Below are 14,827 nucleotides of genomic sequence, written 5' to 3'. Positions count from 1 at the left end.
CCGTGTCGGTACGGTCCCGCCTGTCCGACGGCGCGCTGCGGCACGGGTGCCGGGGTGCACGACGACGCGGGGTCGCCCGTGCGTACGAGGCGCCGCACGCGTGGTTGGACGGGTCGGGGAGGACGGCGTGCCCGCAAACCGTCGTCACCGAGCCGCTGAGTGCGGGTAATTTGTCGTGTGGAAAGCGTTCCGGCGACAAATGTCCAGCACTCATCAGGGGTGGGCGCCGGGGTCGGCGACCGAACCGCGGTCTCAGCGGGTGACGGTGCGGGAGGGAAGGGTGCCCGAGCAGGCCGTCGTGGCCACCTCGCAGCCTGCGGTGCCGAGCATCCGCGTCTCCTCGTCCCGTACGGCGCGCCCTGGAGCGCGACCTGACCCGTCGTCGTGCACGTCCGGCACGACGGACGGCTGCCCTCGGCAACCGTCCCTGTCGATGGTGCGCCTCGCGGGGCGTCGCCGTCAACGTGAAAGGGGCCACGTCGTCCGGGCGCGGGCGGGCTTCGTGGGGACGGGCCGGGCCCAGGCACCCGCCGAACCCGGGATCTCGCGTCACCGGGGCGTCTGTGTGACTGGTAACCCTGGGTTCGGCGAGGGGCCTGTGCTACGCCGAGGGCCGGGGCGTCGTCGACGGCGACCCGAGCTGGACGACGACGATCCGGTGGCCGTCCGGGTCGTTGACGTGCGCGAACCGGTCACCCGAGTCCTCGTCCGGCCCGACGGACGGGTCCACGCCGATCGCCGCGAGCCGCGCGAGGGACGTGTCGAGGTCGTCCACGTAGAGCACGAGGTTGGGGAGGCCGAAGCGCGTCAGGGGAGCGGCGCCGTCGGGCAGGGGGACGAGCCACAGCCCGGGCTCGTCCACACGCCCGGGGCCGACGTGCAGGAGCGGGAACCCGTCCGTCTCACCGCGGAACAGCGTGCCGAACCCGAAGCCGTCCGCCCAGAACGCGGCGCTCGCGTCGAGGTCGCGGCAGAGCAGGACGGTGCGGCCGATCGTCGTCGTCATGCGCCCGAGCGTAGACGGCGAGCGCGCACGACCCCGGTACGGTGGAGAATTGCGTGGAACGGTCGGCCCCCTGAGCGGGACCGGCGCCCGCACCCCGTACAGCCGCAGAAGGAGAACGTCCATGACCACGAGCAGCGAGCAGGCGGCGAACAGCCCCCTCCCCACCGGGACCGAGGGTCGCGACATCCCCGGCCACGCCGGCGCGTTCGCGCGCTTCATCGTCTCGTTCGTGCTGTTCGTCGGGGGCCTCGTGCTCATGGGCGCCGGCATGTCGGGCGTCGACGGCGGCGTGTGGCTCTTCGTCGGCGGCCTCGCCGCGGCGACCCTCGCGTTCATGTGGCCCATGTCGTGGACGGGCACCACCGAGCGCTGACGAGACGACCTCGCGAGGTAGAGCTCCGGTGCGCCGAGGTAGAGGCGTGGTCACGACCACGCCTCTACCTCGCCGGACCACGCCTCTACCTCGCGCGACCAGGGCTCTACCTCGGCAGGACCCGGATCAGGACAGCGTGGCCCTGACCGCCTTCGCCGCCGTCACGAGGTGCTCGAGCGACGGCACGGTCTCCTCGTAGCGGCGGGTCTTGAGGCCGCAGTCCGGGTTGACCCAGACGACCCTCGGGTCGATCGCCTTCACCGCGAGCTCGAGCAGCTCGGTGACCTCCTCGGTGGACGGCACGCGGGGGCTGTGGATGTCGTAGACGCCCGGCCCGATCCCGCGCGCGTACCCGGCGTCGCGCAGCTCCGGCACGATCTCCATCCGGGAGCGCGCCGCCTCGACCGACGTCACGTCGGCGTCCAGGCCGTCGATCGCGCCGATGACCTCGCCGAACTCCGAGTAGCACAGGTGGGTGTGGATCTGCGTCGCCGCCTCCACGCCTGAGGTCGCGAGCCGGAACGACCCCACGGACCAGTCGAGGTATGCCGGCTGGTCAGCCTTGCGCAGGGGCAGCAGCTCGCGCAGCGCGGGCTCGTCGACCTGCACGATCCCGATGCCCGCGGCCTCCAGGTCCGCGATCTCGTCGCGCAGCGCGAGGCCGACCTGGTTCGCGGTGTCGCCGAGCGGCTGGTCGTCGCGCACGAACGACCACGCGAGGATCGTCACCGGCCCGGTGAGCATGCCCTTGACCGGCTTCTCGGTGAGCGAGGCCGTGTACGCCGACCACTCGACCGTGATCGGCTCCGGGCGCGTCACGTCGCCCCACAGGATCGGCGGGCGCACGCAGCGCGACCCGTACGACTGCACCCAGCCGTTCGCGGTGACGGCGAACCCGTCGAGGTGCTCCGCGAAGTACTGCACCATGTCGTTGCGCTCCGGCTCGCCGTGCACGAGCACGTCGAGGCCCAGCTCCTCCTGGAGCGCGACGACGCGCGCGATCTCCTCGCGCATCGCGGCCGTGTAGTCCGCGTCCGAGAGCTCGCCCTTGGTCCACTGCGCGCGGGCGCGGCGGATCTCCGGCGTCTGCGGGAACGAGCCGATGGTCGTGGTCGGCAGCGGCGGCAGGTTCAGGCGCTCCTGCTGGGCGGCCGCGCGCGTGGCGTAGTCGTCGCGCGCGAAGTCCGCGTCCGTCAGGGCTGCGGCGCGCTCGCGCACCGCCGGGACGACGACGCCGCTCGCCTCGGCGCGCGACGCCACCGCCGCGCGGGACGCCTCGATCTCGGTCGCGACGGCGTCGCGCCCCTCGGTGAGCGCGCGGGCGAGCGTCGCGACCTCGCCGACCTTCTGGTCCGCGAACGCGAGCCAGTCGCGCAGGCGCGGGTCGAGCGTCGTGCCCGACGCCGTGCCCGGGCGCCGACCGGACGCCTCGCCTCGCACGGGGCCGGAGGCATCGACGTGCGAGTCGCCGTGCGCGTTGTCCCTCGCCTCGTCCACCGAGCGGAACACCTCGTCGTCGACGTCGTGCGGCACGTGCAGCAACGACGTCGACGTCCCGACGGCGACCGCGCCCGCACCGAGCCCACGCACGGCGTCGACCCCGTCGAGCTTCGCGGCGAGGTCGGCGCGCCACACGTTGTGCCCGTCGATCACGCCTGCGACGAGCGTCTTCGTCGCGAGTCCGGGGATGGTCCCGTCGTCGGCGGACCCGGCCGGGACCGCGCCCTTGACGAGGTCGATCGCGATCGCCTCCACGTCGGTGGCCGCGAGGAGGGTGAGCCCATCGCGCCGGGCCGCGCCCGCGCCGTCGGACGCCGACGCCCCGGCCCGGAGCCCGCCGAACGGCGCCGCGACGAGGATCGCGGGCCGCACGTCCCCCGCCGAACCCGGGGTTGCGGCCGGGATCGCGGACGAGTCCGGCGAAGACCCCGGGTTCGGCACCGGGCGGAGGTCCGTCGCGAGGGTGCGGTACGCCGAGTCCACAGCGGCCGCGAGCTCGGCGAACGGCACGTCGACCGAGTCGGTGACGAGGATCGGCTCGTCGAGCTGGACCCACGGCGCGCCCGCCGCGGCGAGCGCGCGCAGCAGGTCGGCGTACGCGGCCACGACGTCGTCGAGGCGGTCGAGCGGCGAGTACCCGGCGGGGGCGTCGTCGGACGCCTTGGACAGCGCGAGGAACGTCACCGGCCCGACGACTACGGGCCGCGTCACGACGCCGGCCTCCTTGGCCTCGACGAACTCGCGCACGACGCGGTCGTCGACGAACCGGATCGGGGTGTCCGGGCCGATCTCGGGGACGAGGTAGTGGTAGTTGGTGTCGAACCACTTGGTCATCTCGAGCGGCGCATCATCGCCGGCGCCGCGCGCCACCGTGAAGTAGCCGGCGAGGTCGAGGCGACCGGCATCGTCCGGACCGGTGCCGAGGAGCGACGCGAACCGCGACGGCACGGCCCCGAGGGACGCTGCGACATCGAGCACCTGGTCGTAGAAGGAGAACGAGCCCGGGACCGACGCGTCGTCGGCGCCGAGGCCGAGCTCGACGAGCCGGCGCACCGTCGCGAGCCGGAGCTCGCGGGCCGTCGCCTCGAGCTCGTCGGCGCTCGTGCGCCCGGCCCAGAACGCCTCGACGGCCTTCTTGAGCTCGCGACGGCGCCCGATGCGCGGGTAGCCGAGCACGGTGCCCGCCGGGAACGGGACCGGGTTCTGGGTAGGGGAGGGTAGGGAAGTGGCCATGATCGAAACCTCTTGCTGGTCCGGAGGACCGGTCAGACGGGCGTGCCGTGCGTGGCTGCGCTCGTCGTGGGCAGGGAGGTGCCGGTGACCCACGGCCCGCTGGCCAGGTCCGGGGCGAGCGGGGCGGCGGCAGCGCTGTTGCTGCCTCCGGTCCCGCGCGACCCGCCGCCGAGGTGGACACCCTCGAGCAGGTCAAGTGCGGCGCGGTGCTTGTTGAACGTGTACACGTGCAGACCGGGCGTGCCCGCGTCGAGGACGCGTTGCGCGAGGTCGACCGTGTACGCGATCCCGTAGGCGTGCTGCGCCTCCGGGTCGGGCAGGGCGTCGAGCGCGTCCAGCAGGTGCTGGGGCGCGCGCACGCCCGTGAGCTCCTCGACGCGACGGAGCCGCGCGGGCTCCGTCGTGGGCAGCAGCCCGGCGAGGATGGGGATCGTCACGCCGGCCGCGCGGGCCTCCGCGACGAAGTCGGTGTACGACGACGCGTCGTAGAAGAGCTGCGTGATCGCGAAGCTCGCGCCGGCCTGCTGCTTCTGCCACAGGCGGCGCACCTCCTGCGTGCGCGTCGTGCCGGCGCCTGGGTTCCCGTCGGGGAAGGTCGCGACGGCGATCGTCAGCGGGCGCGTGGCGCTGCGCAGGGCGACGGCCGGGTCGGACGCGCAGCGCGACGCCTCGACCTCGCGCAGCAGCGCGACGAGCTCCGTGGACGACCGCACGCCGTCGGCCGCGGGCCGCCAGTCGGGCTGGTCGCGCGGAGGGTCGCCGCGCAGCGCGAGGAACGAGCGCACGCCCTCGTCGAGGAAGTCGGAGATGACCTCCTCGACGTCCTCGCGCGACGCCCCCACGCACGTGAGGTGCGCGATGGGCAGCACGGGCGTGCCCTGCAGGAGGCGCCCGACGACCTGGCGCGCGGTGGCCCGGTCGGTCCCGGCGGCGCCGTACGTCACGGAGATGAAGTCGGGGTGCGTCGCGACGAGCCGCCGCGCCGTCTCCCAGAACTTCGGTGCGGCCTCCGGGCGCCGCGGGGGCATGAGCTCGAACGACACCGTCGGCCGGGGACTGCCCGGGCGGTGCGCGAAGGATGCCTCTGAGACCATGCGTCACTCCATCGACCCTGGCGTTAGCACCTTTGTCCTCGGGAGGCTTCCGTCGGCGGGTTGCTGCGGTGTCGTCGAGCCAGGACTCTCGACCGCTCTGGATGGTTCACCCGATCCTACGGGCCATCCGCCATGCGGTCGAGGGCGCCCGCCAGGTGAGATGGCCTGGGCTGCGGCAGCGACGACCCCACGGACCGGTGGCTTGAGCCCACCCCGACCCCGACCGACCCGACGGTCCCGCCCACGGACGGGCCGACGTCGGACACCCCCGGCACGGACGGAACGCCGGACGCCGACGGCGGGGACGACCTGGCCGCGACGGGTGCGCAGGTCGGGACGTTGCTGGCCGTGGCCTCGCCGCGCTGATCCTCGGCGGCGTGCTGCTCACCGTCCGCCGCGCGCCGTCCCGGCTCCCGGGCTACTGTCCTGCCGTGACCGACGAGGCTGAGCAGGGCAGCGAGCAGAGCGGCACGCAGGAGACCGACACGGGCGGTCGGTCGTGGCGCGAGACGGTGACGGTGGCGCTGCTCGCCGTGACGGCGGTGCTGACGGCGTGGAGCGGCTTCGAGGCGAGCAAGTGGGGCGGCGAGATGTCGATCGCCTTCTCGCGCGCGTCGACCCAGCGCATCGAGGCGTCGACCCAGCAGACGCGCGCCGAGGCGGCGCGGGCGATCGACCTGCAGGTCTTCTCGCTCTACCTCGACGGCGTGGCGAACGGTAACGCCCAGCTCGAGAGCTTCGCGCGCGAGCGGTTCACCCCGCACTTCGAGCCGGCGTTCGAGGAGTGGCTCGCGTCGCGCCCGCTGCAGAACCCCGAGGCGGCGCCGAGCCCGTTCGCGCTCGACACGTACGTGCCCCCAGGGGAGGTGGAAGCGGTCGAGGCGGACGCACGCGCCGACGACCTCTTCGACCAGGCGCTGCGGAACAACCAGCGCGGCGACGACTACACGCTCACGACCGTGCTCTTCGCCCTCGTGCTGTTCTTCGGCGCGTTCGCGGGCAGGTTCCGCTCCGAGCGCGCGTCGTGGGGGATGGTCGGCATCGCGTGCGTCGTGCTCGTCGTCGGCATCGGGCTCCTGCTCTCCTTCCCCAAGATCATCTGACCGGGGCCCGGGCTCCCGTAGCAGTCGAGTCCCTGGTAGTGGTGTAGCGCGGTTGTCGGGCTCGTCGTCCTCGACGAGACAGTGTGCGGCCACCGCGTGATCCTTCGAGTGAACCTCTGACAGCACTGACCGAGGCTTCTCCGGACCTGATGCGATCGCTGTCGTCGTCGTGCCGACTCGGGCGGACCCGGTTCGCACCATCGCACGGCCATCGCGTCGAGAACACCAACCGTCCGCACGACCGCTTGTGTCGTGGCACCGGACTCCGCAGTGGCGGTAGGGCTCGGCGGGCGACATCTGGCTGCTGCTCTTAGCCTGGTCGTATCCGGGAGCGTTCCGCTCCTCGCTGGGGGAGGTGCTGTGATGACAGCGAGCAACGAGATCGTTCCTGCGAAGGGCGTGGAGGAGATGAAGGCCCAGCGGCGCCGCAAGGTGCTCGCGCTGCTTGCAGGAGGTGTCGTCCTGGGGGTGGGGGCGACGGCGACTCTCGCCGCGTGGCAGGACAGCGAGTTCGCGAGTGCGAGCTTCGCGTCCGGGACGTTCAACATCCAGGGCAGCACGGACGGTACGACGTTCACGGACTCGCCGACGGCGCCGGGCAAGGCGTTGACGTTCACCCTCGATCCGGAGCTCCTCGCCCCGGGTGAGCTCGTGTACGCGCCGTTTGCGGTGCAGCTCGCGCCCGATGCCGATTACGAGGCGCTCGTGGCGGTTGCCACCACGGCGAACGGTGCCCTCGCCGCCGAGCTGACGTACTCGCTGTATCCGGTGGCCAGCTTCGGCGCAACGTGCAGCGCAGCCACTCCTCCCGGGGCGGCGCCTCTCGTGTCCGACCAGGCTGTGACCGACCCGGCACCCGTGGATGCGTTCTCGCTGCCGACCGCAGCATTGCCGATCAACCTGTGCTTCGTCGTCGAGGCGGGAGACGCCCTGCCGCAGGGCGGCGACGCCGGCGTGACGTGGGAGTTCCAGGCCGAGTCCGGCGATCCGATCCTCTAGGGCGCAGTGATGCGCGACGCGGAGGGCGGCGTCGTCGCTCTGCAGGGTGTCGCGCGTCGCCTTGGCGGCGTGCTGCTCTGGGTCGCGGCCGTCTGCGGATCGATCTGTGTCGTCCTGGCCGTCCTCGCGGTGGTGCTCGACGGTCGCGTGGCGCTCTTCCGTACTGGTTCGATGGCACCGGCAATCACCACGGGCTCTGCCGCCTTCACCGTCCCGGTCCCGGCGGCCGAGCTGGCCGTGGGGGACATCGTCACCGTCGATCGAGAAGGCCAGCTCGACGTCACGCACCGGGTGGTGGCGATCGAGGAAGCACCCGGCGCCGAGCGTCTGCTGACGCTCCAAGGAGACGCCAACTCCCAGCCTGATCCTGAGCCCTACCTCGTGTCGTCGGTCCGGCGGGTCGTCTTCGACGTACCAGGCGTCGCCCCGGTCCTCGCGATGGCACAGAACCCCATCGTGCTCGGCGCCGTGACGCTGGGCGCGAGCACCCTCGTCGTCTGGGCCTTCTGGCCCCGCCCGCCCAAGCGGTCGACAGCGGACCACGCTGCCTCCCCGGCCCCGACCCTCGCGCTGATCATGGTCTGCGCCACCTCGCTCGCTCTGGTACCGCACGGTCGCGCTGTCGCGCTGCCGCGGGAGAGCGTGGTGCGAGGCCCTGTCATCTCCCTGACATCGATCGCGGACACGGAGCGCATGGCAGCCATGACGCCCGGTGACACGGTGGCCTGGGAGGTCGGGGTCGAGACACGCGCACCGAGCCCGGGGTCGATCGCCGTGAGCTGGTCGGGCACCGGCGACGACGAGCTGGCTCTGGTTGCCGACGTCCGCTCGTGCCCACAGCGGTGGCAGGACGGAGTATGCGCAGATGCTCAGGTGCACGTGCGGGGTGCGCCTGTGCCCGTGGACGGCGAAGCACGCCCGCTCTTCACCATGACGTCCGACGAGCAGCGCTGGCTGCGCCTCGACGTCCTCCTGCCGGACACGGTGACGGTGGGCGGCCAGGTCGAGCTGCGTGTACTCGCAGCCGGAGCAGGGGACGAGGTCAGCGTCGGCACCGACGACGACCCGGACCGCGATGCCGTGCCGGCGGAAGCCCTGGCCGAGACCGGCGCGCGCACGCGCTCCCTCGTCCTGCTGTCCGCCGCGCTCGTCGTGGTGGGCATTCTCGCCGCCGCACGACGACGAGCAGGAGCAGGACCCGCGGACCCGCCGTGAACAGAGCACGAGGCACGGAGGGACGTAGTCCCCACGCTGTACGGCGTGGATAGCCTGGCGCCATGCAGACCCTCACGACCGAACGCCTCGTCCTGCGCCCGTGGACCCTCGCCGACACCGACGCGATCCTCGACATCTACTCGCGCTGGGACGTCATGCGCTTCGTCGGGACGACGCCGCAGGTCCTCACCACCCTCGACGAGGCCGCCGCGCGCGTGGAGCGGTGGGACGCCGTCGACGACGGGACGCACGGGGTGTGGGCCGTGGTGCCGCGCGAGGCCCTGGGAACGCCCGGGGACGCACCCGCGGCCGACGTGCCCGTGGGGACGATCCTGCTCAAGCCGATCCCGGCGTCGGGCACGGGCGACCCGCTGCAACCGTCGGGCGACACGGAGATCGGCTGGCACTTCCACCCGCACGTCTGGGGCCGCGGCTACGCGACGGAGGCGGCGTCCGCCGTCCTCGCCCACGCGTTCGCGCGGGGTCTCGACCGCGTCGTCGCGGTCACGCACGTCGACAACGCCGCTTCGCAGGCGGTGTGCCGCCGGATCGGCATGACCCACCGCGGCACGACCGACGCCTACTACGACACGACGTGCGAGCTGTTCGACGTCCGCGCGGCGTCGCCGGACGCGCCGGGGACGGTCAGCGCACCGTAAGGCTGCGCACCCTCGCACCAGGGTCCGGGGGACGCCGCCCGCGGGTAGCGTCGGGAGCACCCGTCCGCAGGAGGAGCCGTGCCGACACGCGCCCGCAGCACGCCGGGGTGGCTCGTGCCGGTCGCCGCGGCCGTCGCCGTCGCCGTCGCCCTGCGGCTCCTGGCGGCGTGGGCCTGGACCCTGCGCGGCCGCGACGGCGTGGTCCTGCTCACGGGCGCCGAGCCGTTCGTCGGGCACTGGGACGTGCGGGCCGGTCTCGGGACGGTCGTCGCGCTGGTGGTCGTCGCGGCCGTGGTCGCGCTCGGTCCGCGCCTCGCGACGACGCTGCGCTGGCCGGTCCTCCTCGCCGTCGCCGGCGCGACGGGGCTCGCGTTCGCGGTCGCCCTCGGCGCGCTGACCTCGTGGGACCACCTCGCCGAGCCGATGCGCGGGCGGCACGACTACCTGCCCGCTGTGCCCGACGCCGCGGCGGACCCGGCGGGGTTCGTCGCCGGGTTCACGCAGGACATCGGCGCCTACCCGATCCACGTGCGCGGCCACCCACCAGGGTTCGTGCTGGTCCTCGCCGGGCTCGACCGGCACGGGCTCTCCGGCGCCGGCTGGGCGAGCGCGCTCGTGGTCGTCGCCGGGGCGAGCGCCGTCGTCGCGGTCGCGGTCACGCTGCGGCGGCTCGGCGGCGAGGCGGGGGAGCGGACGGCGCGGCGCGCCCTGCCCGCCGTCGTGCTGGCGCCCGCCGCGCTGTGGGTCGCGACGAGCGCCGACGCCTTCTTCGCCGGCGTCCTCGCATGGGGGGTGGCGGCGCTCGCGGTCGCGTCGACGACGTCGCGGCCCGGGGTGCGCTGGACCGCCGCCGTGGTCGCCGGCGTCCTGCTCGGCGCGTGCCCGTTCCTCTCCTACGGGCTGCTGCACATGGGTGTGGTCGCGCTCGTCGTGCCGTGGGCGACGCGACGGTGGGCGCCGACGGCGGTCGCGGCCGCGGTCGTCGTCGCGTCCGCGCTCGCGTGGGGAGCCGCGGGGTTCTGGCTGTGGGAGGGCGTCGCGGCGACGCAGGCCGAGTGGGCGGCGGGATCCGGGACGGGTCGCCCGTACCTCTTCTTCCTCGTCGCGGACGTGGTGCTGCTCTGCGTGCTCGTCGGCCCGGCGGGCGTCGGCGGGCTGGCGCGCGTCCGGCACCTCGACCGGACGACGCGTGCGCTCGTGCTCGTCGCGGCGGGGTCCGCGCTGCTCGGCGCGATCACGGGGTTCGAGCGTGGCGAGGTCGAGCGCATCTGGCTGCCGCTCGCGTGCTGGGTCGCGCCCGCCGCCGCGGCGCTCGTCGACCCGGGGCGCGCCGTCGCCTGGCGCTGGTGGCTCGCCGCCCAGGGCGCCGCGACGCTCGTCCTGGCGACGGTGCTGCGCTCGCCGTGGTGATCGACACGCCCGCCGACCCGTACTCGCCGGGCACCTCGTGCATCCGTCCTGGTACCTCCCGCCGAACTACTCACACTGAGGATGTTCACGTCCGTTCCCGGCGACCCGACGGCCGCCGCCTGGTCGAGAGGGAGTGATCGCGTGCCCGAGGCTGCGATCGTCACGAAGGGCATCGAGAGACGCTTCGGCACCAACCTCGCCGTGGCCGGCGTGGACCTCACGGTCCGCACCGGCGAGATGTACGGGTTCCTCGGGCCGAACGGGGCGGGCAAGTCGACGCTCACGCGCGTGCTGTGCACGCTGCTCGCACCGACGGCGGGTACCGCGACGGTCGCGGGCCACGACGTCGTGCGAGAGGCGACGGCCGTCCGCCTCCGCATCGGGGTGGCGCTGCAGGAGGCCGCCCTCGACGACAAGCAGACCGGGGTCGAGATGCTCAGGCTCCAGGGGCGCTTCTACGGGCTCGACTCCCGAGAGACGGACCGCCGGGTCGCTGCGCTGCGCGAGCTCATCGACATCGGCGACGCCCTCGACGACCGGGTCGCCACGTACTCGGGCGGGATGAAGCGCCGCCTCGACCTCGCGCTCGCCCTCGTGCACAACCCCGAGGTGCTCTTCCTCGACGAGCCGACGACCGGCCTCGACCCCGTGAGCCGCGCCGCCGTGTGGGCCGAGGTACGCAGGCTCAACCGCGAGCTCTCGATGACCGTCTTCCTGACGACCCAGTACCTCGAGGAGGCGGACGCCCTCGCCGGCAGGGTCGGGATCATCAACCGCGGGTCGATCGTCGCGGAGGGAACTCCCGCCGAGCTCAAGCGCACGATCGGCACCGACGTCGTCGTGATCGACGTGGGGGACCGCGACGACGACGCACGGTCGGCCCTCGGGACGGTGACCGGGGTGGAGGGTGTCGACGCGGACGGCCGGCGCCTCATGGTCTCCGTGGCCGACGGCGCGCGGGCGATCAGCCCGATCGCCCTCGCGCTCGACCGCGCGGGCGTCGAGGTGCACGAGCTGGCCCTGCGCCGTCCGACCCTCGACGACGTGTTCTTCCGGGTGACGGGCCAGCGGATCCTCGACGACGAGGGAGCGGCAGCATGACCGCGCGACCCGCGACGCCGCGCCGCGGCGCGCTCCCCGCCGGCGCGCAGTCCATCACCGGCCGCCCCGCCGGGTTCTGGCGCGACCTCACGTCCGTCGCGATCCGCGCGCTGCGCCAGATCCCGCGCGAGCCGGAGGCGATCATCCCCGCGCTGGTCATCCCGATCTTCTTCTTCGTGGTCAACGTCGGCGCGCTGTCCGACGTCGCCACCGCGACGGGCGTCGAGGCGTTCCAGATCCCGGTGGCCATCATCTTCGCCGTCACCGGGGTGTCGCGGGCGAGCGCCCTCGTCACGGACATCACCGACGGCTACTTCGACCGGCTCCTGCTCACCCCGATGCACCGCACCGCGCTGCTGCTCGGCCTGATGGTCGCCGACCTCGTGCTCGTCGTCGCGCTGTCGATCCCGGTGCTCGTGCTCGGCTTCGTGCTGGGGGTGCAGTTCGCGACCGGCATCGCCGGGGTCCTCGTGTTCCTGCTCCTCGCAGGACTGTGGGGCCTGGCGTTCACCGGGTTCCCGTACGCGATCGCGCTGCGCACGGGGAACCCGGCCGCCGTGAACTCCAGCTTCCTGCTCTTCTTCCCCTTCGCGTTCCTCACCACGACGTTCCTGCCGCTCGAGGCGCTCACCGGCTGGCTGGCCACCATCGCGGAGCTCAACCCCGTCACCTACCTCCTCGCGGCACTGCGCTCGCTCATCATGGAGGGCTGGGACGTCACCGCCCTGTGGCAGGGGGTCGCGGCCATCGCCGTGGTCGGGACGATCAGCTTCTTCCTGGCGTTCCGTGCGCTCCGGGGGAGGACGGCGCGGAGCTGAGCGCGCTCACGCCTGGGCGAGCTGGATCCGGTTGCCGGACGGGTCGTCGATCACCGAGCTCCGCGGCTTCCACGCGGAGTCCTCAGGAACGCGGATCTCGACGGCACCGAGCTCGAGGGCACGTGTGTGGCACGCGTCGACGTCGTCCACGAGCACGCCGAAGGTCGAGGGAGCCAGCCCGTCGTGCCAGTTCTCGATCGTGACCAGGAAGAAGGACCTGGTGTCGACGGTCCCGATCTGGAACGACGAGATGTCGGGAAGGAACTCCCAGCCGAACAGCGCGGAGTAGAACTCGACGGACTCCTCCAGGTGCCGCGTGGCCAGGACCACCTGGACGACCGGAGGCCCGGTTCCGTTCATCTTCATCAAGTTCCTCCCAGGGTCAGCCTCCCCATGGTGCACTCCCGACGAACGTTCCGCTCAGCGTCCGTCGCTCGCCTGCTCGACCCAGCGCTCGTACAGGGCGAGGTCGCGGTAGGTGTGCATCGCGAACGCCGCGGGCCCCTCGCCGTCGCGGACGCTCATCTCCGTCAGCCGACCGTCAGGTCCGGGCCGTGAGCGAGCGGCCTAGGGTCGAGAGATGAGGCCGACGGCTCCCCGGACGGTGGACTTCCGCTCGCCCGTCCACGACGCGCGCGTCGTCGCGCGCGTCGGGGCGCTGCTGGGCTCCGCCGTCGTCGTCCTCTTCGTCACCGGGCTGCTGTCCCACCTGCACCAGAACCCCGTGCCGTGGCTGGGGTTCGGGCCGTCGCCGTCGTGGGGCTACCGGCTCACTCAGGGCGTGCACGTCGCCGTCGGGATCGCGTGCGTGCCGCTCCTGCTCGCCAAGCTCTACGCCGCCTACCCGCGCCTCTTCGAGCGTCCGGCGCTGCGCGGCGTGGTCCACGGGCTCGAGCGTGCGTCCGTCGCGGTCCTCGTCGCGGCGACCACGTTCCAGGTGGTCACCGGGGTGCTCAACGTGTTCCAGGTGTACCCGTGGCGGTTCAGCTTCGTCGCCGTGCACTACGCGACGGCGTGGGTCGTCCTCGGGGCGGTCGTCGTGCACGTCGGGGTGAAGCTGCCGACGATCGTCACCGCGCTGCGCGCGTCGGTGGACGACATGCGGGACGACACCCCGCGCGTCCCCGCGGAAGACGACGCCCCGACCGCCGTCTCGCCGTCCGCCGTGGCACAGGGCGCCACCCCGCTCGCGTCCGCGGACGACGGGGCCGGCGCCACGCGCCGCGGGTTCCTCGCCGCCGTCGCCGCGACGACGCTCGGCGTCGTCGCGCTCACCGTCGGGCAGACGGTCCGCCCGCTCGCTCCGTTCGCCGTGCTCGCGCCGCGCGACCCGCGCGTCGGGCCGCAGGGTCTGCCCGTGAACAAGACGGCACGGTCCGCCGGGGTCGAGGAGAGCGCGACCGACCCGGCCTGGCGTCTCGCGCTGACCGGACCGGACGGCGAGCGATCGCTGTCGCGCGACGACCTCCTCGCCCTGGGGCTCGTGACCGCCGTCGTGCCGATCGCGTGCGTCGAGGGCTGGAGCGCGACCGCCACCTGGGACGGTGTGCGCGTGCGCGACCTGGTCCGCCTCGTCGGGGGCACCGAGCGCGACGACGTCCGCGTCGAGAGCCTGCAGGAGGGCGGGTCGTACCGCGAGTCGACCCTCCCTGCGGCGTACGTCGCCGCCGACGACACGCTCCTCGCGCTCCGCCTCGCGGGCGAGGACCTCGACCTCGACCACGGCTACCCGGCGCGCGTCGTCGCCCCGAACCGGCCCGGCGTGCTCCAGACCAAGTGGGTCTCGCGGATCACGGTCCTGCGGGACGGGAGCGTCGCGTGAGCGCGCGTGGGCCCGCTCCGCGCGCGCCGTCCCCGCATGCGCCGGCGGCCCAGCCGCCCGTCGTCCGCCGGGCGCGGGCCGCCCTCGTCCTGGGCGGCGTCGGGCTCATGGCCTTCGGCGCGTGGACCGCGTGGTCGACCGTGCCGCGCGGGCAGTGGTCGTCCGTCTTGCTGTGGCTCGCGGGCGGGGTCGTGGTGCACGACCTGCTGCTCGCGCCGATCGCACTCGCGCTCGGGGCGCTCGTCCTGCCGCGCGTGCCGCCCGTCTGGCGCGGCCCCCTGCGAGGCGGGCTCCTCGCCGCCGGGGCGCTCGCCCTGTTCTCCGTAGCGGTCGTGGCCGGCGCGGCGGACCGCGCGCACTGGTCCGTCGTCCCGCAGGACCCGCTCGCCGCGATCGCGACGGCCGCGCTCGTCGTGGTGCTCGGCGTCGTCGCCGGGGCGTTCATCGCGGGATCTCGACGCCCCGACGTCGGCGGCGACGCCCAGGGGTGAGCC

14 protein-coding genes and 1 riboswitch are annotated in these 14,827 nt (G+C 73.6%); of the genes, 10 read left to right on the top strand and 4 right to left on the bottom strand.

All coding sequences use genetic code 11. The annotated features are described in order from the left end of the window. Window positions 1-601 precede the first annotated feature (601 nt). On the bottom strand, window positions 602-1,006 hold the full coding sequence (locus AC4H2H_RS01160) for a VOC family protein (protein ID WP_494368979.1): 405 nt from the start codon (window positions 1,004-1,006) through the stop codon (window positions 602-604). 121 nt (window positions 1,007-1,127) lie between these two features. On the opposite strand from AC4H2H_RS01160, the gene AC4H2H_RS01155 reads away from it, so the two are divergent. Beyond that, on the top strand, window positions 1,128-1,379 hold the full coding sequence (locus tag AC4H2H_RS01155; protein ID WP_494368978.1) for a hypothetical protein: 252 nt from the start codon (window positions 1,128-1,130) through the stop codon (window positions 1,377-1,379). 126 nt (window positions 1,380-1,505) lie between these two features. Here the strand turns inward: AC4H2H_RS01155 and metE are convergent, their stop codons facing one another. Continuing rightward, window positions 1,506-4,112, bottom strand: coding sequence for a 5-methyltetrahydropteroyltriglutamate--homocysteine S-methyltransferase (gene metE / locus AC4H2H_RS01150; RefSeq protein ID WP_494368977.1), 2,607 nt, complete (start codon window positions 4,110-4,112; stop codon window positions 1,506-1,508). Window positions 4,113-4,144: 32 nt separating this feature from the next. Next, entirely contained in the window at window positions 4,145-5,206 is a 1,062-nt protein-coding gene (locus AC4H2H_RS01145; RefSeq protein ID WP_494368976.1) for a methylenetetrahydrofolate reductase, read from the bottom strand. A 5-nt stretch (window positions 5,207-5,211) separates the two neighbouring features. After that, a riboswitch (SAM riboswitch) is annotated at window positions 5,212-5,314 on the bottom strand. A gap of 323 nt (window positions 5,315-5,637) precedes the next feature. Between AC4H2H_RS01145 and AC4H2H_RS01140 the strand changes: the two genes are divergently transcribed. The 7 genes from AC4H2H_RS01140 (at window position 5,638) to AC4H2H_RS01110 (ending at window position 12,511) form a co-directional block, all read left to right on the top strand. Further along, window positions 5,638-6,309 (top strand): hypothetical protein, encoded by a 672-nt coding sequence (locus tag AC4H2H_RS01140; RefSeq protein WP_494368975.1) that lies wholly within the window; start codon window positions 5,638-5,640, stop codon window positions 6,307-6,309. Between the two features lie 363 nt (window positions 6,310-6,672). Continuing rightward, window positions 6,673-7,308: a SipW-dependent-type signal peptide-containing protein gene (locus AC4H2H_RS01135; RefSeq protein ID WP_494368974.1), complete on the top strand. Its 636-nt coding sequence runs from the start codon at window positions 6,673-6,675 to the stop codon at window positions 7,306-7,308. Window positions 7,309-7,317: 9 nt separating this feature from the next. Continuing rightward, complete coding sequence (locus tag AC4H2H_RS01130; protein ID WP_494368973.1) at window positions 7,318-8,523, top strand: signal peptidase I; 1,206 nt, start codon at window positions 7,318-7,320, stop codon at window positions 8,521-8,523. A 62-nt stretch (window positions 8,524-8,585) separates the two neighbouring features. Beyond that, complete coding sequence (locus AC4H2H_RS01125; RefSeq protein ID WP_494368972.1) at window positions 8,586-9,182, top strand: GNAT family N-acetyltransferase; 597 nt, start codon at window positions 8,586-8,588, stop codon at window positions 9,180-9,182. A 78-nt stretch (window positions 9,183-9,260) separates the two neighbouring features. Further along, window positions 9,261-10,592, top strand: a complete 1,332-nt coding sequence (locus AC4H2H_RS01120; protein WP_494368971.1) for a hypothetical protein — start codon at window positions 9,261-9,263, stop codon at window positions 10,590-10,592. A gap of 141 nt (window positions 10,593-10,733) precedes the next feature. Next, the gene (locus tag AC4H2H_RS01115; protein ID WP_494368970.1) at window positions 10,734-11,693 is read left to right on the top strand and encodes an ATP-binding cassette domain-containing protein; all 960 of its coding nucleotides are present in this window, start codon (window positions 10,734-10,736) and stop codon (window positions 11,691-11,693) included. Beyond that, window positions 11,690-12,511: an ABC transporter permease gene (locus AC4H2H_RS01110; protein ID WP_494368969.1), complete on the top strand. Its 822-nt coding sequence runs from the start codon at window positions 11,690-11,692 to the stop codon at window positions 12,509-12,511. The genes AC4H2H_RS01115 and AC4H2H_RS01110 overlap by 4 nt, the downstream gene beginning before the upstream one ends. A gap of 6 nt (window positions 12,512-12,517) precedes the next feature. Here AC4H2H_RS01110 and AC4H2H_RS01105 read toward each other — a convergent pair whose 3' ends face one another. After that, window positions 12,518-12,877: a VOC family protein gene (locus tag AC4H2H_RS01105; protein ID WP_494368968.1), complete on the bottom strand. Its 360-nt coding sequence runs from the start codon at window positions 12,875-12,877 to the stop codon at window positions 12,518-12,520. A gap of 214 nt (window positions 12,878-13,091) precedes the next feature. Here AC4H2H_RS01105 and AC4H2H_RS01100 point away from each other — a divergent pair, with 214 nt between their 5' ends. Together AC4H2H_RS01100 and AC4H2H_RS01095 are read left to right on the top strand one after the other, a co-directional pair. Continuing rightward, entirely contained in the window at window positions 13,092-14,333 is a 1,242-nt protein-coding gene (locus AC4H2H_RS01100) for a molybdopterin-dependent oxidoreductase (RefSeq protein ID WP_494368967.1), read from the top strand. Continuing rightward, on the top strand, window positions 14,330-14,824 hold the full coding sequence (locus tag AC4H2H_RS01095; RefSeq protein ID WP_494368966.1) for a hypothetical protein: 495 nt from the start codon (window positions 14,330-14,332) through the stop codon (window positions 14,822-14,824). The genes AC4H2H_RS01100 and AC4H2H_RS01095 overlap by 4 nt, the downstream gene beginning before the upstream one ends. Window positions 14,825-14,827 lie beyond the last annotated feature (3 nt).

This window comes from Cellulosimicrobium sp. BMG9.22, from assembly GCF_059159975.1.
Note: the sequence above shows the minus strand (reverse complement) of the source record. Positions and strands in the feature narration are given on the sequence as shown.